At 74.6% G+C, this 19,760-nt stretch carries 23 protein-coding genes; 14 read left to right on the top strand and 9 right to left on the bottom strand.

Translation table 11 applies throughout. The features are described 5' to 3' along the window. Nucleotides 1–18 precede the first annotated feature (18 nt). Nucleotides 19–1,386 (bottom strand): AAA family ATPase, encoded by a 1,368-nt coding sequence (locus DVA66_RS01245; protein ID WP_198671378.1) that lies wholly within the window; start codon nucleotides 1,384–1,386, stop codon nucleotides 19–21. Nucleotides 1,387–1,742: 356 nt separating this feature from the next. Between DVA66_RS01245 and DVA66_RS01250 the strand changes: the two genes are divergently transcribed. After that, on the top strand, nucleotides 1,743–2,441 hold the full coding sequence (locus DVA66_RS01250) for a serine protein kinase RIO (RefSeq protein WP_198671379.1): 699 nt from the start codon (nucleotides 1,743–1,745) through the stop codon (nucleotides 2,439–2,441). A gap of 7 nt (nucleotides 2,442–2,448) precedes the next feature. On the opposite strand, the gene ligD is transcribed toward DVA66_RS01250, so the two are convergent. Next, entirely contained in the window at nucleotides 2,449–4,491 is a 2,043-nt protein-coding gene (gene ligD, locus DVA66_RS01255; RefSeq protein WP_114558395.1) for a non-homologous end-joining DNA ligase, read from the bottom strand. Nucleotides 4,492–4,582: 91 nt separating this feature from the next. Here ligD and DVA66_RS01260 point away from each other — a divergent pair, with 91 nt between their 5' ends. Beyond that, nucleotides 4,583–5,398 (top strand): LOG family protein, encoded by an 816-nt coding sequence (locus DVA66_RS01260; protein WP_408608882.1) that lies wholly within the window; start codon nucleotides 4,583–4,585, stop codon nucleotides 5,396–5,398. 7 nt (nucleotides 5,399–5,405) lie between these two features. Here DVA66_RS01260 and DVA66_RS01265 read toward each other — a convergent pair whose 3' ends face one another. Both DVA66_RS01265 and DVA66_RS01270 read right to left on the bottom strand, forming a co-directional pair. Further along, nucleotides 5,406–6,305 (bottom strand): SDR family NAD(P)-dependent oxidoreductase, encoded by a 900-nt coding sequence (locus DVA66_RS01265; protein WP_114558397.1) that lies wholly within the window; start codon nucleotides 6,303–6,305, stop codon nucleotides 5,406–5,408. Nucleotides 6,306–6,310: 5 nt separating this feature from the next. Continuing rightward, nucleotides 6,311–6,562: a Rossmann-fold NAD(P)-binding domain-containing protein gene (locus tag DVA66_RS01270; RefSeq protein WP_157973763.1), complete on the bottom strand. Its 252-nt coding sequence runs from the start codon at nucleotides 6,560–6,562 to the stop codon at nucleotides 6,311–6,313. 84 nt (nucleotides 6,563–6,646) lie between these two features. On the opposite strand from DVA66_RS01270, the gene DVA66_RS01275 reads away from it, so the two are divergent. Together DVA66_RS01275 and DVA66_RS21470 are read left to right on the top strand one after the other, a co-directional pair. Then, nucleotides 6,647–7,300: a cupin domain-containing protein gene (locus DVA66_RS01275; RefSeq protein WP_232821670.1), complete on the top strand. Its 654-nt coding sequence runs from the start codon at nucleotides 6,647–6,649 to the stop codon at nucleotides 7,298–7,300. Between the two features lie 24 nt (nucleotides 7,301–7,324). After that, on the top strand, nucleotides 7,325–7,606 hold the full coding sequence (locus DVA66_RS21470; protein ID WP_232821671.1) for a helix-turn-helix transcriptional regulator: 282 nt from the start codon (nucleotides 7,325–7,327) through the stop codon (nucleotides 7,604–7,606). A gap of 7 nt (nucleotides 7,607–7,613) precedes the next feature. Here the strand turns inward: DVA66_RS21470 and DVA66_RS01280 are convergent, their stop codons facing one another. Next, a complete protein-coding gene (locus DVA66_RS01280) occupies nucleotides 7,614–7,817 on the bottom strand; it encodes a heavy-metal-associated domain-containing protein (RefSeq protein WP_114558399.1) in 204 nt (67 codons plus the stop codon). A 68-nt stretch (nucleotides 7,818–7,885) separates the two neighbouring features. Here DVA66_RS01280 and DVA66_RS01285 point away from each other — a divergent pair, with 68 nt between their 5' ends. The 4 genes from DVA66_RS01285 to DVA66_RS01300 are packed head-to-tail and all read left to right on the top strand — an operon-like array spanning nucleotide 7,886 to nucleotide 9,527. After that, the gene (locus tag DVA66_RS01285) at nucleotides 7,886–8,272 is read left to right on the top strand and encodes a DivIVA domain-containing protein (protein ID WP_114558400.1); all 387 of its coding nucleotides are present in this window, start codon (nucleotides 7,886–7,888) and stop codon (nucleotides 8,270–8,272) included. Continuing rightward, nucleotides 8,263–8,847 carry a DNA-3-methyladenine glycosylase I gene (locus DVA66_RS01290; protein ID WP_269801580.1) on the top strand — a complete coding sequence of 195 codons (585 nt, stop codon included), beginning with the start codon at nucleotides 8,263–8,265 and terminating at the stop codon, nucleotides 8,845–8,847. The genes DVA66_RS01285 and DVA66_RS01290 overlap by 10 nt, the downstream gene beginning before the upstream one ends. Further along, nucleotides 8,844–9,302, top strand: a complete 459-nt coding sequence (locus tag DVA66_RS01295) for an SRPBCC family protein (RefSeq protein WP_114558401.1) — start codon at nucleotides 8,844–8,846, stop codon at nucleotides 9,300–9,302. The genes DVA66_RS01290 and DVA66_RS01295 overlap by 4 nt, the downstream gene beginning before the upstream one ends. Nucleotides 9,303–9,359: 57 nt before the next feature. Continuing rightward, entirely contained in the window at nucleotides 9,360–9,527 is a 168-nt protein-coding gene (locus DVA66_RS01300) for a DUF3117 domain-containing protein (protein ID WP_114127609.1), read from the top strand. Nucleotides 9,528–9,772: 245 nt separating this feature from the next. Here DVA66_RS01300 and DVA66_RS01310 read toward each other — a convergent pair whose 3' ends face one another. Further along, nucleotides 9,773–10,483 (bottom strand): 4a-hydroxytetrahydrobiopterin dehydratase, encoded by a 711-nt coding sequence (locus tag DVA66_RS01310; RefSeq protein WP_114558403.1) that lies wholly within the window; start codon nucleotides 10,481–10,483, stop codon nucleotides 9,773–9,775. 369 nt (nucleotides 10,484–10,852) lie between these two features. Beyond that, nucleotides 10,853–12,034, bottom strand: a complete 1,182-nt coding sequence (gene glgA / locus DVA66_RS01315; RefSeq protein WP_114558415.1) for a glycogen synthase — start codon at nucleotides 12,032–12,034, stop codon at nucleotides 10,853–10,855. A 147-nt stretch (nucleotides 12,035–12,181) separates the two neighbouring features. Between glgA and glgC the strand changes: the two genes are divergently transcribed. After that, on the top strand, nucleotides 12,182–13,405 hold the full coding sequence (gene glgC / locus DVA66_RS01320; RefSeq protein WP_114558404.1) for a glucose-1-phosphate adenylyltransferase: 1,224 nt from the start codon (nucleotides 12,182–12,184) through the stop codon (nucleotides 13,403–13,405). Nucleotides 13,406–13,429: 24 nt separating this feature from the next. Here glgC and DVA66_RS01325 read toward each other — a convergent pair whose 3' ends face one another. Next, nucleotides 13,430–14,371, bottom strand: coding sequence for an SDR family NAD(P)-dependent oxidoreductase (locus DVA66_RS01325; protein WP_114558405.1), 942 nt, complete (start codon nucleotides 14,369–14,371; stop codon nucleotides 13,430–13,432). A gap of 38 nt (nucleotides 14,372–14,409) precedes the next feature. Next, complete coding sequence (locus tag DVA66_RS01330; protein WP_114558406.1) at nucleotides 14,410–15,063, bottom strand: O-methyltransferase; 654 nt, start codon at nucleotides 15,061–15,063, stop codon at nucleotides 14,410–14,412. A gap of 98 nt (nucleotides 15,064–15,161) precedes the next feature. Between DVA66_RS01330 and DVA66_RS01335 the strand changes: the two genes are divergently transcribed. From DVA66_RS01335 to DVA66_RS01355, 5 genes are all read left to right on the top strand, one after another. Then, nucleotides 15,162–15,386: a biotin/lipoyl-binding carrier protein gene (locus DVA66_RS01335; protein ID WP_114558407.1), complete on the top strand. Its 225-nt coding sequence runs from the start codon at nucleotides 15,162–15,164 to the stop codon at nucleotides 15,384–15,386. Further along, the gene (gene dapA / locus DVA66_RS01340; RefSeq protein WP_198671382.1) at nucleotides 15,383–16,267 is read left to right on the top strand and encodes a 4-hydroxy-tetrahydrodipicolinate synthase; all 885 of its coding nucleotides are present in this window, start codon (nucleotides 15,383–15,385) and stop codon (nucleotides 16,265–16,267) included. Before DVA66_RS01335 ends, dapA begins: the two co-directional genes overlap by 4 nt. Nucleotides 16,268–16,280: 13 nt before the next feature. Beyond that, a complete protein-coding gene (locus DVA66_RS01345; protein ID WP_114558409.1) occupies nucleotides 16,281–17,279 on the top strand; it encodes a formylglycine-generating enzyme family protein in 999 nt (332 codons plus the stop codon). A gap of 175 nt (nucleotides 17,280–17,454) precedes the next feature. Then, entirely contained in the window at nucleotides 17,455–18,120 is a 666-nt protein-coding gene (gene sigE / locus DVA66_RS01350; RefSeq protein ID WP_114558416.1) for an RNA polymerase sigma factor SigE, read from the top strand. Continuing rightward, nucleotides 18,120–19,622 (top strand): sigma-E factor regulatory protein RseB domain-containing protein, encoded by a 1,503-nt coding sequence (locus tag DVA66_RS01355; protein ID WP_114558410.1) that lies wholly within the window; start codon nucleotides 18,120–18,122, stop codon nucleotides 19,620–19,622. The genes sigE and DVA66_RS01355 overlap by 1 nt, the downstream gene beginning before the upstream one ends. Nucleotides 19,623–19,760 lie beyond the last annotated feature (138 nt).

The following is a 19,760-nucleotide window of genomic DNA, read 5'->3' on the forward strand; positions in this document are numbered from 1 at the left end:
ATCCGCGCCTCCGGCGGCTCAGCCCGGCCGGCCGCCGAGCAGCGAGCGGGTCAGCTCCTCCTGGCCGGACAGCAGCTGGTCGAGGGCCGCCGCCAGGTCGTCGTCGTCGGGCTCGGCGCCGCGCTCGACGGCACGGAGCACCACCCGCCGCATCAGCTCCTTGGCGAAGGAGGCGGTGACCCCCTCGGCCCGGGCCGCCGCGGCGGCGAGCGCATCCGCGCCCAGTCCCAGCCCCTCGGCGTAGAGGGCGAACAGCCGGACCCGGGCCGCCGCGTCGGGCAGGTCGACCGGGACGGCCAGGTCGACCCGGCCGGGACGCTCGGCGAGCGCGCGCTCGAGCAGCTCCACCCGGTTGGTCGTCATCACGAAGGCCACGTCTGCGTCACCCTCGAGACCGTCGAGCGCGTCGAGGAGGGCGAACAGGAGCGGCTGGGGGCCGTACTGGTCCCGGTCCTGGGCGATGAGGTCGACGTCCTCCAGCACCACCATCGCCGGCTGCAGCGCCCGGGCCAGCTCGGTGGCGACGCCGATCTGGGCGATGGCGGGCCCGGTGAGCAGCACCACCGTCGTCCCCTCGGTACGGGAGATGAGGTGGCGGACGGTGTGGGTCTTGCCGGTGCCCGGAGGTCCGTAGAGCAGGACGCCCCGCTTGAGGTGGCGCCCGGCGGCGCGCAGGGCGTCGCGGTGCGCACCGATGCCCACGACGTGCGCGACGACGCGGTCGAGGACCCCGTCGGGCAGCACGATCTCGGACTCGGCGATCCGCGGACGGGCCAGGAACGTCGCCCCGGCCGGACGGCCGTCGTAGGAGTGGTCGGCGAAGGTCACCACCTGACCGCGCAGCACGCTCCGCTCGCGCATCAGCCGGCGCACCTCGGCCAGCAGCCGCCCGGCCACCGCCGGGTCGGCCGCCAGCACGTCGAGCCGGGCGCTGTCCATCCCGTACTGCGGCTTCGCCGCTGCCTGCAGCACCGCCACCGGTGCGGAGTCGAAGGTGAACAGCCGCAGCCCGAGCGCCACCACCTGGCGCTGGGTGTCCGGGCCGGTGGCGACCTCGGTGTAGTCCACCGCACCGGGCTCGACCATCGTGTGGGTGCTGCTCAGCAGCTCCGAGACCGACTCCGAGGCCATCCCGCGCCCCGCATCCACCCCGACGAGCCGGGCCTGCGGGTCGGCCGCGGCCAGCGCCTCCAGGGCGATGTCGGCGTCCACCAGCCGGTGGGTGGGCACCGGCTCGCTGACCACCGGCAGCTCGGCCAGCCCCGTCCCCAGGTGCTCCTCGACCAGCTGCCCGAGCGGCGTGAGCCGGCTGGCCACCCGCTCGCGGACGACGTCGTCGATGAAGCGCCGGAAGGTCTCGATGAAGGCCCGCTGCTGCTCGTCCACGGCCCTCATCCTGCCGGGCGGCGGGTCAACCGGGGTGGGCGGAGGAAAACCCGTGGACACCACCCGCCGGTGCGGTCAGGCTGTCCGTGCCGGGCCCCGCGGGGGGCCCAGTCCGGGAGGAGGTCGAGCAGTGCCCACCACCACGTGCACGCTCCGCGTGCCCCACCCGAACTGGGAGAGCTCCACCCGTGCCCGAACGCACTTCCCGGCCGGACACCCCGGCCGAACCGCATCCCGCTGAGGCCGCGCCCCGTCCCGTCGACTGGGTCACCGTCGAGGACCCGCCCGAGGGCCGCTGGTCCACCTAGACCTCGGTCACCCGGCTGAGCCGCGGCCCCGAACCCCGCCCCTCCTGGGTGGTCACGGCCGACGCCGCGGTCGACACCGAGCTCGGCGTGCTCAAGAGCGGCAAGGAGGCCGTCTGCCACCTGCTGCGCCGGGCCGTGCCCGGCGACCCCGACCGCGACTCGCTGCTGGTGGCCAAGCGCTACCTCGACGCCGACCGGCGCGACTTCCAGCGCTCGACCGTCTACACCGAGGGCCGGCGGACCCGCAACAGCCGGGACGCCCGGGCGCTCGCCCGGCGCTCGAGCCACGGACGGGCCGTCGCGGCCGGGCAGTGGGCCCAGGCCGAGTGGGACACCCTGGTCCGGCTGTGGCAGGCGGGGGTCGGCGTGCCGTACCCGGTGCAGGTCGACGGCACCGAGATCCTGATGGAGTACATCGCGGTCGACGGGGAGGCCGCGCCGCGGCTGGCCGACTGCCGCGGCACCTCGGAGGAGCTGCGGAGCTGGTACGACCAGGTCGTCGACGCGATGGAGCGGATGGCCTCCCTCGGACTGGCCCACGGTGACCTCTCGCCCTTCAACCTGCTGCTGGCCGGCTCGCGGGTCGTCGTCATCGACCTGCCGCAGGTGGTCGACGTCACCGTCAACCCCAACGGCATGGAGCTGTTGCACCGGGACTGCCGCAACGTCGGCGACTGGTTCGGTCGCCGCGGTCTGGACGTCGACGCCGAGGAGCTGTTCGGGCGGCTGGTGGCGGCGCTGTGGTGAGCGGGCGTCAGGGGAGGGGCTGCTCGGCACGGACGTCCTCGGGCAGCACGTCGGGCCGCCACCCCCGCCAGGTGGGGTGGCGCAGCCGCCGGACGTCGGTCCAGTCCATGTAGTGCACCTCGCCGACCAGCAGCGGATCCACCCAGTGCACCCCGGCTGCGTCGGCGCGGGGGATGTCGCCCACCGGTGCGTCGGAGCGGGCCAGTGGCTCGAGCAGGCCGGCCGCCTCCCGCAGCGAGCGCTGGCTGAACCCGCTGCCCACCTTGCCGACGTAGTGCAGCCCGTCCTCGCCCTGCACGGCCAGCACCAGGGCGCCGATCTCGCCGGTGCGGCCGTTGCGGCCCTCGGTCCAGCCGACCACGACGACGTCCTGGGTACGGATGTTCTTCACCTTCAGCCACTGCTCGGAGCGGACCCCGGGGGTGTAGCGCGAGCCGCAGCGCTTGGCCACCAGCCCCTCCCCGCCGAGGCCGCGGCTCACCTCCATGGCGGTGTCGAAGTCCTGCCCGAGCACCGGCGGCACCTGCACCCGGGCGCCCAGGCCCGCCGTGCCCTGCACCAGCTCCTCCAGCGCGGTGCGCCGCTCCTCCAGCGGCCGGTCGACCACCGGCTCGCCGTCGAGCACCAGCAGGTCGAACAGCAGCAGCTGGACCGGCGTGGACGTCATCGCCCGGGTGATGTCGGAGGGGCGGGTGAGGTTGATCCGGTGCTGCAGCCGCTCGAAGCTGGGACGTCCCTGCTCGTCGAGGGCGACCACCTCGCCGTCGAGCACCACCCGGCGTCCCGCCAGCGCCGCCAGGTCGCGGGCCAGCTCGGGGTAGGTGGCGCTCATCGCCAGGCCACGCCGCGAGGTCAGCTGAGCGCCGTCGGCGTCCACCGCGACGACCGCCCGGACACCGTCCCACTTCATCTCGAAGACCCAGTCGCCGGTCTCGGTGAACGCGGCGGTGCGGCCGCGGGGGGAGGTGGCCATCATGGGGGAGAGGGCCGGCAGCGGGGAGGGTGCTTGCTCGGTGTCGGCGGTGGGGTCGGGGGATCGCCCTTCGACAGGCTCAGGGCGCTGGGGTCGGCTCGGGCGCTGGGGTCGGGTCGGACGGCCAGAGGATCGCCCTTCGACAGGCTCAGGGCGCTGGGGTCGGCTCGGGCGCTGGGGTCGGGTCGGGCGCTCGTCGAGGAGGGCGGCCATCGGGTCGTCCATCGTGGCGGCCCGCTCGAGCACCTCGGCCAGCTCGAGCTGGGTGAGGTCGGGGTCGTCCAGCTCCTCCCAGGTGCGCGGGGCGGCCACCCGCGGGCGTCCGCGGCCGCGCAGCGAGTAGGGCGCGATGGTGGTCTTCGCGGCGTTGTTCTGGCTCCAGTCGATGAACACCTTGCCGACCCGTTCGCTGCGGCGCATCACCGCGATGACGAGGTCGGGGTGCATCTTCTGCAGCACACCGGCGATCTGGCGGGCCAGGTCGCTCGCCTCGTCGCTGGTCCGCTCGCCGTCCAGGGCGGCGTAGAGGTGGATGCCCTTGCTGCCGCTGGTGACCGGCACCGAGGAGAGCCCGATCTCGGCCAGCAGGTCGCGGGCGCTGCGGGCCACCAGCGCGCACTCGGTGAGCCCCACGCCGGGGCCGGGGTCGAGGTCGAGCACCAGGCGGTCGGGGTGGCCGGGGGTGTCGTCGTCGTCGAAACGCCACTGCGGCACGTGCAGCTCGACGGCGGCGAGCTGGGCCAGCCAGGTCAGCGTGGCGACGTCGGCCACCACCGGGTAGTCGACCGGGCGGTCGGAGTGCTCGACCCGCACCCGCGGCACCCAGTCCGGCGTCCCCGAGTCGAGGTTCTTGGTGAAGAACACCAGCTCGCGCCCGCTGCCGCCGGCGCCCTCGGGCCAGCGCTTGCGGGTGCACGGACGCCGCCGCAGCTGGGGCAGCAGCAGCGGGGCGATCTCGCTGTAGTAGTGCAGCATCTCGCCCTTCGTGGCGCCGGTCTCGGCGAACAGCACCTTGTCCAGGTTGGTCAGCCTCAGCGTGCGGCCGTCGACGGTGATCTGCTGACCCTGGGCAGGCATGGGCCCATCATGGCCCGTCCCCGAGCCCGGCGGGTGTCTCCTAGGGTGTGCGCGTGACCAGCAGCGCCGCAGACCGTCCCAGGAGGGGCCAGTGAGCACCCCCGAGCCGCGCAACCCGTCCACCGGCCCCGCGCCGGTGGAGTCCCGGCCCGTCTCCCGGCACCGGCAGGGCCCGGTGGAGCGGCGCCGGGAGGACCAGAGCACCACCGACCAGCGGCTGCTCGACAGCCGCGGCGCGACCGACTGGGTGCACTCCGACCCGTGGCGGGTGCTGCGGATCCAGTCCGAGTTCGTCGAGGGCTTCGGGACGCTGGCCGAGACCGGTCCGGCCATCTCGGTCTTCGGCTCGGCCCGGCTGGGCGCCGAGCACCCGATGTACGCCGCCGCGGAGGAGATCGCCGCCCGGCTGGTGCGGGCCGGCTACGCGGTCATCACCGGCGGTGGACCGGGGATCATGGAGGCGGCCAACAAGGGCGCGGCCGAGGCCGGCGGCACCTCGATCGGGCTCGGCATCGAGCTGCCCTTCGAGAGCAGCCTCAACGACCACGTCACCCTCGGCATCAACTTCCGCTACTTCTTCGCCCGCAAGACGATGTTCGTCAAGTACTCCCAGGGCTTCGTGGTGATGCCCGGCGGGTTCGGCACCCTGGACGAGCTGTTCGAGGCCCTCACCCTGGTGCAGACCCAGAAGGTCACCAACTTCCCGGTGGTGCTGTTCGGCACGCGCTACTGGAGCGGCCTGGTCGACTGGGTGCGCGACCGGCTGCTCGAGGAGGGCTGCATCAGCCCCCGCGACGTCGACCTGCTCCAGCTCACCGACGACGTCGACGAGGCGCTCGACATCATCGTCAACCACCGCGTCCCGCGGCTGACCGAACGGGCCGGCACCGCCGAGACCGAGTCCTGAGCGCGGCTCAGGACCGGTACCCCACGAGGCGATCGCTGTCGTCCCACAGCGCCTGCGCGAGCTGGTCGTCGCGGGCCGGAGCGGACGGGTCGGGCCAGCTGAGGACACCGGAACGCAGCGCGGCGTAGCAGCGGCCAGGTGGTGGGGTGAGGCGGCCCAGCGTGAGGTCGGCCAGTGCCGCACCGGCCTCCTCGGCACCGTTGAGGGCGGGCTCGAGCCTGCGCAGCGGCCGCCGCAGCAGCGGGTGGCCGAGGACGGACCAGGCCACCCGCGACCGCAGCGGAAGCTGCCCGGCCAGCCCGGTGCCGAAGACCTGCCCGGGGCAGAACGCGATCGCCGTGGGCGGGCCACCCGGGAGGTGGGTCAGCCTGCGGACGGTGAGCAGGGCGCACAGCTTGGACGCGGTGTAGGCGTGCTGGCCCGCCCGGCGCGGGCTCCTCTCGCGGCCGGGGTCCCGCTCCGGGTGCGCCAGCAGCCCGGCGTCGGCGTGCCGGGGCGGTGGCAGTCCGGCACCGGTGGCAGGGTCGTGGGTGCCGCTGGTGGTCAGCACCGCCACCGCCCGGGTCGACAGGGCCGGCAGCAGGAGGCGGAGCAGCAGGTGGTGGGCCAGGTGGTTGACCGCGAAGGTGGTCTCGACGCCGTCGACGGTCCGGCCGTCGGCGTCGGCCCGCAGCGTCCCGGCGTTGAGCACGAGCCCGTCGAGGGCGGCCCCGTCCAACCAGCGGTGCACAGCATCCGCGAACTCCCGCACCGAGGCCAGCTGGTCGAGGTGCAGCGGGGACGTCTCCGCTCCGGCGGTCTCGCGCCGGGCGCCCAGCAGCAGCCGGACACCGCCCTCGCGGGTCAGCCGCTGCGCGGCGACCGCGCCCAGGCCCGACGTGCCGCCGGTCATCACCACGGTGCGCACCGTCCTCACCGCCCGGGTGCCGGAGCCGGATCCGCTGCGGCGGTGGCGAGGACGTCGGCGAGGCTCCGGGGCGGCCGGCCGGTGGCCCTGCGCACGTCGGTCGGTGTCGCGTTCCGGCCGCTGCGTAGCTCGTCGAAGAGCTCGGCCAGCACGGCGACCAGCTCGGCCGGTACGCCGGCTGCGGTCAGCCCGGCGGTGAACTCGCCGGTCGGCACCGGCTGGTGGACGGTGCGGTCTGATGGAGGAGAGATCGTCATGGACCGAGCCAACCGCCGGTCCCCACCCCACGCGGAAGGGCCGGCCGTCCCGCTCGCGTGCTCGGTCGTCCTAGGCTCGTGGAGGTGGACGCGTTGGCGAACCTCCTCGATGGGCCACGGGGTCGCGGGGCCTTCCTCTTCCGGACGGTGATGGAGCCGCCGTGGTCGCTGCGGATGGACGACGGCACACCGCTCGGGCTGGTCGCGGTCCTCACCGGCACGGTGTGGGTGGAGTCGCCCGGCGGCGCGACGCGCGAGGTGCCCGCCGGGTCGGTGGCGGTGGCCCGCGGACGTGACCCGGTCACCCTGTCCAGCGAGCCGGGGCTGGCGCCGCAGGTCGTCTGCGGGCCGGGCGGGCGCCGGACCGACCCGGACGGCACCGACCTGGCCGACCGGCTGCGGCTGGGCACCCGCACCTGGGGCAACGACCCGGACGGGTCCACGGTGCTGCTGCTGGGCTGCTACCACCTCCGCGGCGAGATCAGCGGCCGCGTCGTCGAAGCGCTGCCGGCGCTGCTGGTGCTCGAGCCGTCGACCTGGAGCTCACCGCTGGTGCCGCTGCTGGCCGAGGAGATCGGCCGCGACGAGCTCGGGCAGCAGGCCGTCCTCGACCGGCTGCTCGACCTGCTGCTGGTCTCGGTGGTCCGGGCCTGGTTCGCCCGGCAGGGGGCCGAGGTCCCGGGCTGGTACGCCGCCTCGCTGCACCCGGTGGCCGGCCCCGCACTGCGGCTGCTGTAGGAGCACCCCGAGCGGGCCTGGACGGTGGCCGGTCTGGCGGCCGCGGTGGGCACCTCCCGCTCCGCACTGGCCCGCTGCTTCACCGAGACCGTCGGTGTCCCACCGATGAGCTACCTGCGGGAGTGGCGGCTCACCCGGGCGGCCGAGCTGCTGCTCGAGCCGGAGCTCACCCTCGACGCGATCGCCAGGCGGGTCGGCTACAGCGACGGCTCGGCGCTCAGCACCGTGTTCAAGACGGCGCGGGGGATCAGCCCGCAGGCCTACCGTCGGGCCCTCGACCCGGGTGAGGCCGCAGCGGCTCGGTGAGGACCGGTCAGCCGAGGGTGTAGCCGGCCTCCTCGACGGCGGCGGCCACCTGCTCGCGCGGCAGCGGCGCCTCGCTGCTGATCCGGACCTGACCCGAGGCCAGGTCGACGTCGACCGAGCGGACGCCGGGGAGCTCGCCGACCTCCTCGGTGACGGAGGCGACGCAGTGCTCGCAGGTCATGCCGGTGACGGTCCAGGTGCTCGTGCTCACCGCGCCAGGGTAGGCGACCGGGGAGAGCCCTCACCCGGTGCCGACCGGTGGTGGCTACGATCACCGCCATGGAGTGGGTGCTGCTGGTGGTGGCCGTCGGCGTGCTCGCCGTCGGCGCGGTCGCCGCTGCGGGCCGGTTCGGCGGCATGGCCGAGGAGCCGGTGCGCGACACCTTCACCCCGGCGCTGCCGGACCGTCACTGGTCGGGTGCCGACCTCGATGCCCTGCGGTTCTCCACCGCGCTGCGCGGCTACCGGATGGACCAGGTGGACGAGGTGGTCGACCGGCTCGCCCGCGAGCTGGACCGGCGCGACGCCCGGATCGCCGAGCTGGAGGAGACGCTGGCCCGGCGGGCGCCGTCCGGCCCGGGGTCCCAGACCCCACCGCTCTCCCAGCCCGCACCGCCCTCTCAGCCCGGTCTGGTGCCCCAGGACGCCGAGCGGCCGTGGAGGTGACCGCCTCCGGGGCCGTCCGCGGCGAGGACGGCCTGCTGCGCTGCCCGTGGGGTCTGTCCACCCCCGACTACGTGCGCTACCACGACGAGGAGTGGGGGCGTCCGGTCACCAGCACCAGCGGCTTGTACGAGCGGCTGACCCTGGAGGCGTTCCAGTCCGGGCTCAGCTGGCTGACCATCCTGCGCAAGCGCGAGGGCTTCCGGGACGCCTTCGCCGGCTTCGACCCCGAGAAGGTGGCCGCCTTCGACGCCGACGACGTGGCCCGGCTGCTGGCCGACGCCCGGATCGTGCGGAACCGGCTGAAGATCGAGGCGGCCGTCGACAACGCCCGCGCGGTGGTGGCGGCGGGGGAGCGCTTCGCCGAGACCGTGCTCTCCTTCGCCGAGCCGGACCGTCCGCGACCGGCCACGCTCGCCGAGGTGCCGGCCCAGACCGTCCGCTCCAAGCAGCTGTCGCGGGAGCTGAAGGGTCTCGGTCTGCGCTTCGTCGGCCCCACCACGGCCTACGCGCTGATGCAGGCCGTCGGCCTGGTCGACGACCACCTCGTCGACTGCCACGTCGAGCCGGGGAGATGACCATGGCGTACCGGTTGGAGGTCCAGCACCGCAGCCCGGCCCGGCCCGAGCAGGTCTGGTCGGTGCTCAGCGACTGGGAGGGCCAGCACCGCTGGATCCCGCTGACCAGCGTCCGGGTGCTGGAGGGCGACGGGTCGCGGGTCGGTGACCTGGTCGAGGCCGTCAGCCGGCCCGGCTGGGGTGTCCGTCGGCACGGGCTGGTGGACCGGATGCGGGTCACCCGCTCGGTGCCGGGCTACCTGCTGGAGGTCGAGCACCTGGGCCCGGTCTTCCGCGGGCTGGGCCGGTTCACGCTGGTCAGCGACGGCGAGGGCACCTGCATCACCAGCCTCGAGGAGGTCTCCGGCCCGGCCCCCGCGGTGGCGCTCGCGCCGCTCTCCGGGCCCGCGCTGCGCATCGGTCTGCGCGGCAGCCTGCGCTCGCTCTCGGAGCTGGCCGGGCGGGTGTCGGTATGACGCAGGTCTCCCCGTACGGGATAATGGCTCCGTCCCACGAACAGAGATGAGGTTGGCATGGCTGCAATGAAGCCCCGCACCGGCGACGGTCCCATGGAGGTCACGAAGGAGGGCCGGGGCATCGTGATGCGGGTCCCGCTCGAGGGTGGCGGTCGACTCGTCGTGGAGCTCAACGCCCAGGAGGCCGAGGAGCTGGCCGGCGCGCTGCAGGGTGTGGTCGGCTGACGCCGACCCCCGACGGGGTGCCCGCACCCCTCCGACCGCACCGACGGCCGGCGCACCCAGGACGACCGGGGCGCCGGCCGTCGTCGTGCCCGGCCCCGCCGTCCGGGCGCTGGGCCGGGATGGCTACTCGGAGCGGTGGAAGGACCCTCGGGGTCGATCTGGCCGCTGAGTCGATGACCGCGAACATGCGGCCGTCGCAGGCCGTTGCCACCTCCGGCGCGGCCGCTCTGCAACCGCGATCGCGGTCAGCTCTTCTTCACCGCGGAGGTGTCGACGCACACGATGCCGGTGTTGCCGTCCTGGTCGGCGATCACGGTGAGCCCTGGTGCGCCGCTCCCGTCGACGACGGTACCGCCTGCGGCGAGCGCGGCGGCGATGCGCTGCTCGGCCACCTCGGGTGCGACGTAGACCTCGACGTGGAAGCGCTGACGAGGGTCGTCGTCGTGCTCGTCGGTGTCCCCGAACCACAGGTTGGGGACGCGTCCCAGGGGGTCGCGGACCTCGTCGCTGGGCGACCCGTGGCCCTGGGCCTCCGGTCGCCCGGTCAGCAGGGCGGCCCACACCGGGGCGATGGTCGCGGAGCGGGCCGTGTCGAGGCCGAGCTCGAGGACGCTCACCGAGGCCGGGTCCGCCACGAGCTCGTGGTCGGCGGCGATCTCGGTGATCTGTCGTGCGAGGTCGACGTCCCGCTGGGTCACCCACTCCACGACGTGCTCAGTGCCGTCGGCCTCGCGGTAGATGGCGTCGTTGCTGACCAGCTCGAGGTGGACGTAGCCCGGGCCGATTGCCACCAGCGGATGGTGCCCGATCGCGGCGCCGGCCTCGGCGATTGCGGTCACGAAGCGCACCGCGGCACGGAAGTCTCCGACCAGGTAACGGGCATGGAGTCCCTGGGCCAGCTTGCGCCAGTCGGTCAGGCCTGCCTCAGCGATCTGACTGCCACCCAGCATGTCCATGGACCGGACCCTACCCCTGCTCCCCGCGCCGGTGACTCTGGTGCGCGGTTCAGTCCCTTCCTCACCTCGGGTCACTGCAACGGCGTCGTGCGTCGGCGTAGTGGACGCCTGGTGTGAGGGTCGGGGGGCACACCGCTACGCCGGGCCGGGGTGTCGTCGGGAAGCCGGACATCGACGGCGGCGCTCAGATCCACACCGATACCCCGAACGTTCCGAGCTGCCGGTTCCGTTCACCGTGAACCAAGGTCGACCGAGTGTCTTGAAGGGAACACCTGATCACCCACACCGTCACCGTCAGCCACGCCTCCGCCCCGCTTCGGCGTCGTCCGAACTCCTCCTCGCCGTTGCCACACCCACTCGTTGCTCCGGCTACCCGGCCCGGCGCTCCAGCGCCGCCCGGTACACCGCGACCGTCTCGGCGGCGATCCGCTCCCAGCTGAAGTGCTCCAGGCAGCGCTGCCGGCCCGCCCGGCCCATCCGGTCGGCCCGCTCCGGGTCGGCGACCAGCTCGTTCAGCCGGGCCGCGAAGGCCGTCTCGAACTCCGCCACCGCGGCCGGGTCGTCGGCCCGGGCGGCGTCGTAGGGCACCAGCAGCCCGGTCTCGCCGTCGACCACCACCTCCGGGATGCCGCCGACCGCGCTGGCCACCACCGCCGTCTCGCAGGCCATCGCCTCCAGGTTGACGATGCCCAGGGGCTCGTACACCGACGGGCAGGCGAAGACGGTGGCGGCGGTGAGCACCTGCCGGACGCTGGCGCGCGGGAGCATCTCCTGCACCCAGATGACGTCGCCGCGGCGCCGCCGCAGCGCCTCGAACGCCTCCTCGAGCTGGCGGCCGATCTCGGGGGTGTCGGGAGCCCCGGCCAGCAGCACCAGCTGGGTGCCGGCGTCCAGCTGCTCGGCCGCCCGGACCAGGTGGATGAGCCCCTTCTGCCGGGTGATCCGGCCCACGAAGACCACCGACGGACGGTCCGGGTCGATGCCGAGCCCGCGGACCACGTCGGTGCCGGGGTCGGGCCGGAACTCCTCGGGGTCGATCCCGTTGCGCACCACGTGCACCTTGTCCGGGTCGAGGTCGGTGTAGGAGACCAGCACGTCACGCCGCATCCCGGCGCTCACCGCGATCACACCGTCGGCGGCCTCGTAGGCCGTCCGCTCCGCCCACGACGACAACCGGTACCCGCCACCCAGCTGCTCGGCCTTCCACGGCCGGTGCGGTTCGAGGGAGTGCGCGGTCACCACGTGCGCCACGTCGTGCAGCAGCGAGCCGAGGTGGCCGGCCAGGTTGGCGTACCAGGTGTGGGAGTGCAGCAGGTCCACCGGCCCGATCGCGGCCGCCATCGACAGGTCGGCGCCGAACACCCGCAACGCCGCGTTGGCCCCGGCCGGGAACGTCTCGGGGTGGGCCGTCGCCCCCTCGCGCGGCTCGCCGGTGCAGTGCACCTCCACCTCGCACAACCGGCGCAGCTGGGGGACCAGCTGGGCGACGTGCACCCCGGCGCCGCCGTAGACGCTCGGGGGGTACTCCCGGGTGAGGACCGAGACCGACAGCCGGTCCGTCACGCTGCTCATGGCGGCATCGTGGCACAGCGGTCCGGCGTCGCCGGGGCGCGGTCCCGCACGGCCGCGCCACGGGCGGGGTGAGACGGGCGGCGGGCCGCGTTGTCGCGTCGTACCACCGCGGTCTAGGTTCGGGGCATGTCGCGTCCCAAGGTCCTCTCGATGGTGCTGGCCGGTGGCGAGGGCAAGCGGCTGATGCCACTCACGGTGGACCGGGCCAAGCCGGCCGTGCCGTTCGGCGGGACCTACCGGCTGATCGACTTCGTGCTGTCGAACCTCGCCAACAGCGGCCTGCACCGGATCGCGGTGCTCACCCAGTACAAGTCGCACTCCCTGGACCGGCACATCTCCCAGACCTGGCGGATGGCGACCATGCTCGGCGACTTCGTCACCCCGGTGCCGGCCCAGCAGCGGCTCGGCCCGCGCTGGTACCTGGGCAGCGCGGACGCGCTCTACCAGTCGATGAACCTGGTGATCGACGCCGACCCCGACTACATCGTCGTCTTCGGCGCCGACAACATCTACCGGATGGACATCGGCCAGATGCTCAACGCCCACATCGAGTCCGGGCTGGCCTGCACGGTGGCCGGGCTGCGCGTCCCCCGTTCGGAGGCCAGCGCCTTCGGCATCATCGACGCCGACGCGTCGGCGCGGATCAGCAGCTTCCTGGAGAAGCCGGCCGACCCGCCGGGGCTGCTGGACAGCCCCGAGGAGTCCTACGCCTCGATGGGCAACTACATCTTCACCCGCTCCGCGCTGCAGACCGCGCTCCGCGAGGACGCGGCCAACCCGTCCTCGCGCCACGACATGGGCGGCGACATCGTGCCCTACTTCGTCGAGCGCGAGCAGGCCCAGGTGTACGACTTCACCCACAACACCGTCCCCGGCACCAGCGAGTCCGAGCGCGGCTACTGGCGCGACGTGGGGACGATCGACGCCTACCACCACGCCCACATGGACCTGGTCTCGGTGCGCCCGGCCTTCAGCCTCTACAACGAGGAGTGGCCGATCTTCACCAACGCCCCGCAGGCCCCGGGGGCGAAGTTCGTGCTGCGCGGGACGGCCGAGGACTCCATCGTCAGCCCGGGCTGCATCATCTCCGGCGGCGACGTCGACTCCTCGGTGCTCTCCCCGCGGGTGCGGGTGGACAAGTGGGCCAATGTCGAGCACTCGGTGCTGCTGGACCGCACCACCGTCGGCCGCAACGCCGTCGTCCGCAACGCCATCCTCGACAAGGGCGTGGTGGTCGAGGACGGTGCCGAGATCGGGGTCGACCACGAGCAGGACCGCGCCCGCGGGTTCACCGTCTCCGACGGCGGGATCACCGTGGTCGGCAAGAACGTCCGGGTGCCGGCGACCTGAGCCGCCGGCCCGGACGCCGGTGCCTCAGCGGCGGTGCGCCCGGGTGTTGTAGCGGTCGGCCGCGCGCCGGCCCAGGGTGGTCAGCACCTTGACCAGGCGGGAGGACGAGCGGCGCTCGGCCTCGTGCCCGGGGACGGTGCCGGTCGGCCCGTCGGCGGCGTCGGGCAGCAGCCGGGAGACCAGCCCCATCGCCCGGGTGGTGAGCCCGGGGGCGATGCCGTGCACCCGCTGGGCGAGCGAGGCGGCCGGGGTCAGCACGATCCGGGCCCGGCCGGCCAGCACGCCGGCGACGATCCGGGCCGCCGCGCGCTCGGCGCTGGTGGACAGCAGCGGCAGCGAGGCCGCCGGGGCGAACCAGTCGTACTCCAGCGCCTGGTCGCCGGTGAAGAGGGCCTCCTCGTGGGAGCCGGTGCGCATCAGGCCGGGGACCACCGCGGTGGCGGTCACGCCGCTGCCGGCGAGCTCGGCGGCCAGCCCCTCGGCGAACCCCAGCGCGCCGAACTTGGCGGTCGCGTAGGGCAGCAGGTGCGGGGGAGCGACCACCCCGCCCACCGAGGTCACCACGCCGATCCGGCCCCGACGCCGCTCCCGCATCCCCGGCAGCGCCGTCCAGACCAGGTGCAGCGGGCCGCGCAGCATGATGTCGATCGCGGTGTCGAAGTGCTCCAGCGTCATCTCCTCCGCCGGGCCGACCTGGATCACTCCGGCCACGCAGAACAGCGCGTCCAGCGGGCCGTGCGCAGCCTCGACGGAGGAGATCAGCCGTTCGACGTCGGCGCGGTCGGCGACGTCGCAGGTGTCCCCGTGCACCTCGCCGTGCTCGGACAGCCGTTCGACGGCGCTCTGCACGCCGTCGGGGTCGCGGGCGCAGAGCACGACGCGGTGCCCGCGCTGGAGCAGCTCGCGGGCGATGAGGAAGCCGAGGCCACGGGAGGCGCCAGCGACGAGGGTCAGCGGAGCGGTCATGCCAGCAGCCTTACCCAGCCGCGCGGGCCTCTCCCGGGTCAGTGCTTGACCGCGACCAGCACGCCGTCGCCGACCGGCAGCAGCGAGTAGGTGAGGTCCTCGGCCTCGGCGACCGCCTCCAGCGCCTCGCGGACGACGATGGTCTCGTCGTCCTCGTTGCTGGCGTCGGCGGTGCGCCCGCCCAGCAGCACGCCCTCCACCACCACCAGCCCGCCGCTGCGCAGCAGCCGCTGGGCCTGGGCGATGTACTCGACGTACTCCAGCTTGTCGCCGTTGACGAGCACCAGGTCGTAGCCGCCGTCGCTGAGCCGGGGGAGGACGTCCAGCGCGCGTCCGGAGATCAGCCGGAACCGGTTGCTGGCGATGCCGGCGGCCAGGAGGGTGCGGCGGGTGTCGGCCTGCGGCTCGGCCTCGGTGTCGACGCTGGTGAGGATCCCGTTCGGCGCCATCCCGGCGAACAGCGCCAGGGCCGACACGCCGGCGCCGGAGCCGATCTCGACGACCGCCCGGGCCGCGACGGTGCGGGCCAGCAGGGTGAGCAGGGCGGCGCCGCCGCGGCTGACCGTCGGCTCACCGGCCTGCTCCGCGGACGCCCGGGCCTCGGCGGCGTGCGGCGGCTCGGGGACGAACGTCTCGGTCCAGGCCCACAGGTCGGGGGTGGGGGCGGTGGGACCGTGCGGCGACTGGTTCACCCGCGACAGCCTAGACCCGCCCGACCGCCCGCAGCCGGGACGCGCGCCGGGTTTCGCCGGTGCGGCGCCGGCCGTCGTGACGGCCTACGATGCCGGGCATGAGCCACACCGTGTCCGCCGAGCTCGTCGCCTCTGTCCTGCGCGTGCACGTGACGGTCGGGCAGAGCGTCACCGCCGAGGACGAGGTGGTGCTGCTGGAGTCGATGAAGATGGAGATCCCCGTCCTGGCGGAGCGGGCCGGCACCGTCCTGGAGGTGGTCGCCCGGCCCGGCGACGTGGTGCGCGACGGTGACCCGCTGGTCGTCATCGGCGAGGTCCGCTGATGGAGCCGCCCTTCGGACGGGTGCTCTCGGCAATGGTCACCCCCTTCGCCGAGGACGGCTCGCTCGACCTCGACGTCGCCGTCGCGCTGGCCCGGTACCTGGTCGACGAGGGCGGGCACGACGGGCTGGTGGTCAACGGCACCGGCGGGGAGGGCCCGACCACCACCGACGCCGAGAAGCGTGAGCTGGTCCGGGCGGTCGTCGAGGCCGTCGGCGACCGGGCCAGCGTGGTGTCCGGGGTCGGCACCTTCGACACCCGGCACACCCTCGAGCTGGCCGAGCAGGCCGCCGACGCCGGCGCCCACGGGCTGCTGGTGGTGACGCCGTACTACTCCAAGCCGCCGCAGCGCGCGCTGCTGGAGCACTTCACCCGGGTGGCCGACAGCACCCCGTTGCCGGTGATGCTCTACGACATCCCGCACCGGGCCGGCACCGAGATCAGCACCGCCACCCTGCTCGAGCTGGGCCGGCACGAGCGCATCGTCGCGGTCAAGGACGCCAAGGTCGACCTGGTCGCCACCACCCGCGTGGTGGCCGAGACCGGGCTGGCCTACTACTGCGGCGACGACGCGGCGACGCTGCCGATGCTGGCGGTCGGCGGGGTCGGCGTGGTCGGCACCTCCACCCACTTCTGCGGACCGCAGACCGCCGAGCTGGTCCGCGCGCACCTGGCCGGCGACGTCGCCGGGGCGCTCGCCCTGCACCGCCGGCTGCTGCCGGTCTACACCGGCGTCTTCGCCACCCAGGGCTGCTCCATGGTCAAGGGCGTGCTGCGCCGGCTCGGCCGTCCGGTCGGACGCGTCCGCCCGCCGATGGTCGAGGCCACCGAGGAGGAGCTGGACACGTTCTGGCGCCAGCTCGACGGGGCCGGGCTGCTCTGAGCACGGACCGCTGATGCACGAGGACGCCGGGGGCTGCTGCGGCCCCACCCGCCAGAGCCTGGGGACGCCGACCGCCCCCGCCGCCGACCCCGTCCCGGCCGCACCGGCCGGAGGGGGCACCGCCCGTGCGGTCGACCCCAGCCCGCGCTCGCCGCTGGTGGAGATCCCGGCGGGGGAGTTCTGGATGGGCTCAGAAGCCGCGGAGGTGTTCCCCGCCGACGGGGAGGGCCCGGTCCGGCGCGTCTCCACCGGCGCCTTCGCGATCGCCGCGCACGCCGTCACCAACGCCGACTTCGCCGAGTTCGTCGAGGCCACCGGCTACCGCACCGAGGCCGAGCGGTTCGGCTGGTCCTTCGTCTTCCACCTGCTGGTGCACCCGGCCGCCGCCGACCACGTGATGGAGGCCCGCGTCCCCGGTGCGCCGTGGTGGCGCGGGGTGCGCGGGGCCACCTGGCGGGCGCCGCGCGGTCCGGGCTCCGACGTCGAGGACGTCCTCGACCACCCGGTGGTGCACCTGTCCTACGACGACGCCCGCGCCTACGCCCGATGGCGCGGAGGCCGGCTGCCCACCGAGGCGGAGTGGGAGCGCGCGGCCCGCGGCGGTCTGGAGGGCGCCACCTACCCGTGGGGGGAGGATCTGACCCCGGGAGGGGAGCACCGCACCAACATCTGGCAGGGCACCTTCCCGACGGTGAACACCGGGGAGGACGGCTACCTCGGCACCGCCCCGGTGGACGCCTACCAGCCCAACGGCTACGGGTTGTACAACACCTCGGGCAACGTCTGGGAGTGGACCTCCGACCGCTTCTCGGCCACCTACCACCGCCACGACAAGCCGGCCACCCGCGTCGACCCCCAGGGACCGCGGTTCGGTGTGACCCGGGTGGTCCGCGGCGGCTCCTACCTGTGCCACCGCTCCTACTGCAACCGGTACCGGGTCGCAGCGCGCACGTCGGTCACCGACGACTCCTCCCTCGGCCACACCGGGATGCGGCTGGTCGTCGACCGCTGAGGGCTCCGCGGGCGGCGGGCGTGCCGCCGTCGACGGGCCCGGGGGACGGTGCCAGCACCTACACTGGTGCGCGGACCGGGCCGGTGGACAGCCGGCTCACAGGTCCGGCACAGGTGGGTGGTCCACGGTGGTGGTCCACTCGCGCGGCGCGAGCTGGTTGGAAGGGGTGCACGACATGGCGGCATGGTCTCCGATCCGGTCCCGCGGCACGAGCCGCCGGCGCCCCGCCGAGGCCCCCGAGCCGCCCGCGCAGGCCCCCGAGACCGGGTGGACGCCGCCGAGCTGGGAGCAGGTCGTCGCCGAGCACTCCGCCCGCGTCTACCGGCTGGCCTACCGCCTCACCGGTGACCCGCACGACGCCGAGGACCTCACCCAGGACGTCTTCGTCCGGGTGTTCCGCTCCCTGCACACCTTCCAGCCCGGCACCTTCGAGGGCTGGCTGCACCGCATCACCACCAACCTCTTCCTCGACCAGGCCCGCCGCAAGCAGCGGATCCGCTTCGACGGGTTCGCCGACGGCACCGCCGAGCGGCTGGTCTCCCGCGAGGCCGCGCCGGCCGAGCAGGTCGACGACCTCAACCTCGACCACGACGTCGCCGCCGCGCTGGACGCGCTGTCCCCGGAGTTCCGGGCCGCGGTCGTGCTCTGCGACATCGAGGGGCTGAGCTACGAGGAGGTCGCGCAGGTGCTGGACACCAAGCTGGGCACCGTGCGCAGCCGCATCCACCGGGGCCGGGCGCAGCTGCGCGCCGCGCTGGCCCACCGCAGCCCGCTGGCCGGGCGCGAGCGCTACCGCGGGGTGCCGGAGTCGGTCGACCGGGTCCGGGGGGCCGTCACCTGATGGCCCTGCCCGCTCGCCGTCCCTGCGGCACCCGTCCCGACCAGCTGTCGGCGCTCGTCGACGGCGCGCTCGGCGACGCCACGCGCGAGCGGCTGCTCACCCACCTCACCGGCTGCGACGCCTGCCGCGCCGAGGCGGAGTCCCTCCGACGGGTCCGCGACCTGCTGGGCTCCAGCCGGCTGGCCGGCGGCAGCGCCCCCGACGACCTCTCCCGCCGGCTGGTGGGGATCGCCGGCGAGCAGGCCTCGGTCCCGCTGTGGACCCGGCCCTTCGACCAGCCGCGCCAGCCGGCCGCGCTGCCCATGACCCACCGGGTGCTGCGCCGCCGCCTCGGCGCGGCCGGCGTGCTGGCCTCGGTGCTGCTCATCGCCTTCACCACCGTCGGCTGGACCGCCGCACCCGACGAGGTGCGCCGGGTCGACCTGGCCGACGAGGGCACCGACGCCTCGTTCGGGGTGGCGCTGACCGAGGTGCCGCTGGTCCCGGAGGGGCTGGCGGCGGTGCTGCTCACCACCCCGGGCGGACGCGGCGAGCTCGGTGGCGGGGCCGCGCCCGCGGTCGGCGAGGTCGTCCGGCGCAGCGAGCTCAGCCACGAGGAGTCCCTGGTGGTGCTGCGCAACAGCGCCGTCGCCGGGTCCGTGCTCGGCCGAACCGGCACCCAGCAGGTCTGGTTCCGCGACGCCGGCCGCAGCGTGCGGGCCAGCGTCGACGTGGTGGTGCAGCCCGGGCAGAGCGCCCAGGTGCGGGTGCACGACGCCGCCGACCGTCAGGTCGGCGAGGGCTCGATGCCGCTGCCGGAGGCGACCATCTCCCCGGAGCTGCTCGGCCGGGAGCACCAGCTCACCGGCCACCTCGGCGCGGCCGAGGTCGCCGGCCGGTCGGCCACCGTGGTGGACGCCCGCGACCGGGGCCGGCTGGTGGCCCGGTGGTGGGTCGACGAGGACTCGGGGCTGGTGCTGCAGGCCCAGCGCTATGACGAGACCGGCGAGGTCCGGGAGTCGGTGGGCTACACGCAGCTGCAGATCGGGGCCAGCACCTTCGACGCCCGGCTGGCACCCGGGCTGGCCGCCTTCAGCAGCGCCGGGGCGCTGCCGGTGGCCGACGCCGACCGGCTGACCGCCCAGGGCTGGTCCTGCCACGAGACGCTGGGCGGGCTGCCGCTGGTGCACCTGCGCGCCACCCCCGACGGGGTGCTGCACGCCACCTACAGCGACGGGGTGCACGTCCTCGACGTGGCCGAGCAGTCCGGGGAGCTGGGTGCGCCGGCGTCCGGCTACGAGTGGGACGAGGCGGCGCGGGTCTGGCGCAGCGAGCAGACCGTGCCGACCACGCTGGCCTGGCAGAGCGGGGAGCGGGTGCTCACCGTGAGCACCGACGCCCCGGCCGACGTCGTCGCCCGCGCGGTCGCTGAGCTGCCGCACGAGCCGCCGCGGGAGCGCAGCGCCGTGTCGCGGGTGCTCGAGGGCTGGCAGCGGGTCACCGCCACGGTGCTGCAGCGGTGAGCGACGGTCCCGCCGCGACGCCGGACCCCGCCCGCCGCGCCACCGACGACCCCTGGTCGATCCTGCCCGTCTCCGACGACGTCCCCACCGAGGAGCTCCCACGGGTCGACGGCCCCTCCCGGCAGGCCCCTGCGCCCG

Source organism: Desertihabitans aurantiacus (assembly GCF_003344635.1).
GTDB classification, from domain to species: Bacteria; Actinomycetota; Actinomycetes; order Propionibacteriales; family Propionibacteriaceae; genus Desertihabitans; species Desertihabitans aurantiacus.

Bases quoted from the DNA above. Each gene is read 5' to 3' on its own strand.
- DVA66_RS01325 (WP_114558405.1), bottom strand. From the start codon at position 14,371: ATGACCGCTCCGCTGACCCTCGTCGCTGGCGCCTCCCGTGGCCTCGGC.
- sigE (WP_114558416.1), top strand. From the start codon at position 17,455: ATGGCGGCATGGTCTCCGATCCGGTCCCGCGGCACGAGCCGCCGGCGC.
- DVA66_RS01345 (WP_114558409.1), top strand. From the start codon at position 16,281: ATGCACGAGGACGCCGGGGGCTGCTGCGGCCCCACCCGCCAGAGCCTG.
- DVA66_RS01270 (WP_157973763.1), bottom strand. From the start codon at position 6,562: ATGACGATCTCTCCTCCATCAGACCGCACCGTCCACCAGCCGGTGCCG.
- ligD (WP_114558395.1), bottom strand. From the start codon at position 4,491: ATGCCTGCCCAGGGTCAGCAGATCACCGTCGACGGCCGCACGCTGAGG.
- DVA66_RS01355 (WP_114558410.1), top strand. From the start codon at position 18,120: ATGGCCCTGCCCGCTCGCCGTCCCTGCGGCACCCGTCCCGACCAGCTG.
- glgC (WP_114558404.1), top strand. From the start codon at position 12,182: ATGTCGCGTCCCAAGGTCCTCTCGATGGTGCTGGCCGGTGGCGAGGGC.
- DVA66_RS01295 (WP_114558401.1), top strand. From the start codon at position 8,844: ATGACCATGGCGTACCGGTTGGAGGTCCAGCACCGCAGCCCGGCCCGG.
- DVA66_RS01300 (WP_114127609.1), top strand. From the start codon at position 9,360: ATGGCTGCAATGAAGCCCCGCACCGGCGACGGTCCCATGGAGGTCACG.
- DVA66_RS01285 (WP_114558400.1), top strand. From the start codon at position 7,886: ATGGAGTGGGTGCTGCTGGTGGTGGCCGTCGGCGTGCTCGCCGTCGGC.
- DVA66_RS01310 (WP_114558403.1), bottom strand. From the start codon at position 10,483: ATGGACATGCTGGGTGGCAGTCAGATCGCTGAGGCAGGCCTGACCGAC.
- DVA66_RS01335 (WP_114558407.1), top strand. From the start codon at position 15,162: ATGAGCCACACCGTGTCCGCCGAGCTCGTCGCCTCTGTCCTGCGCGTG.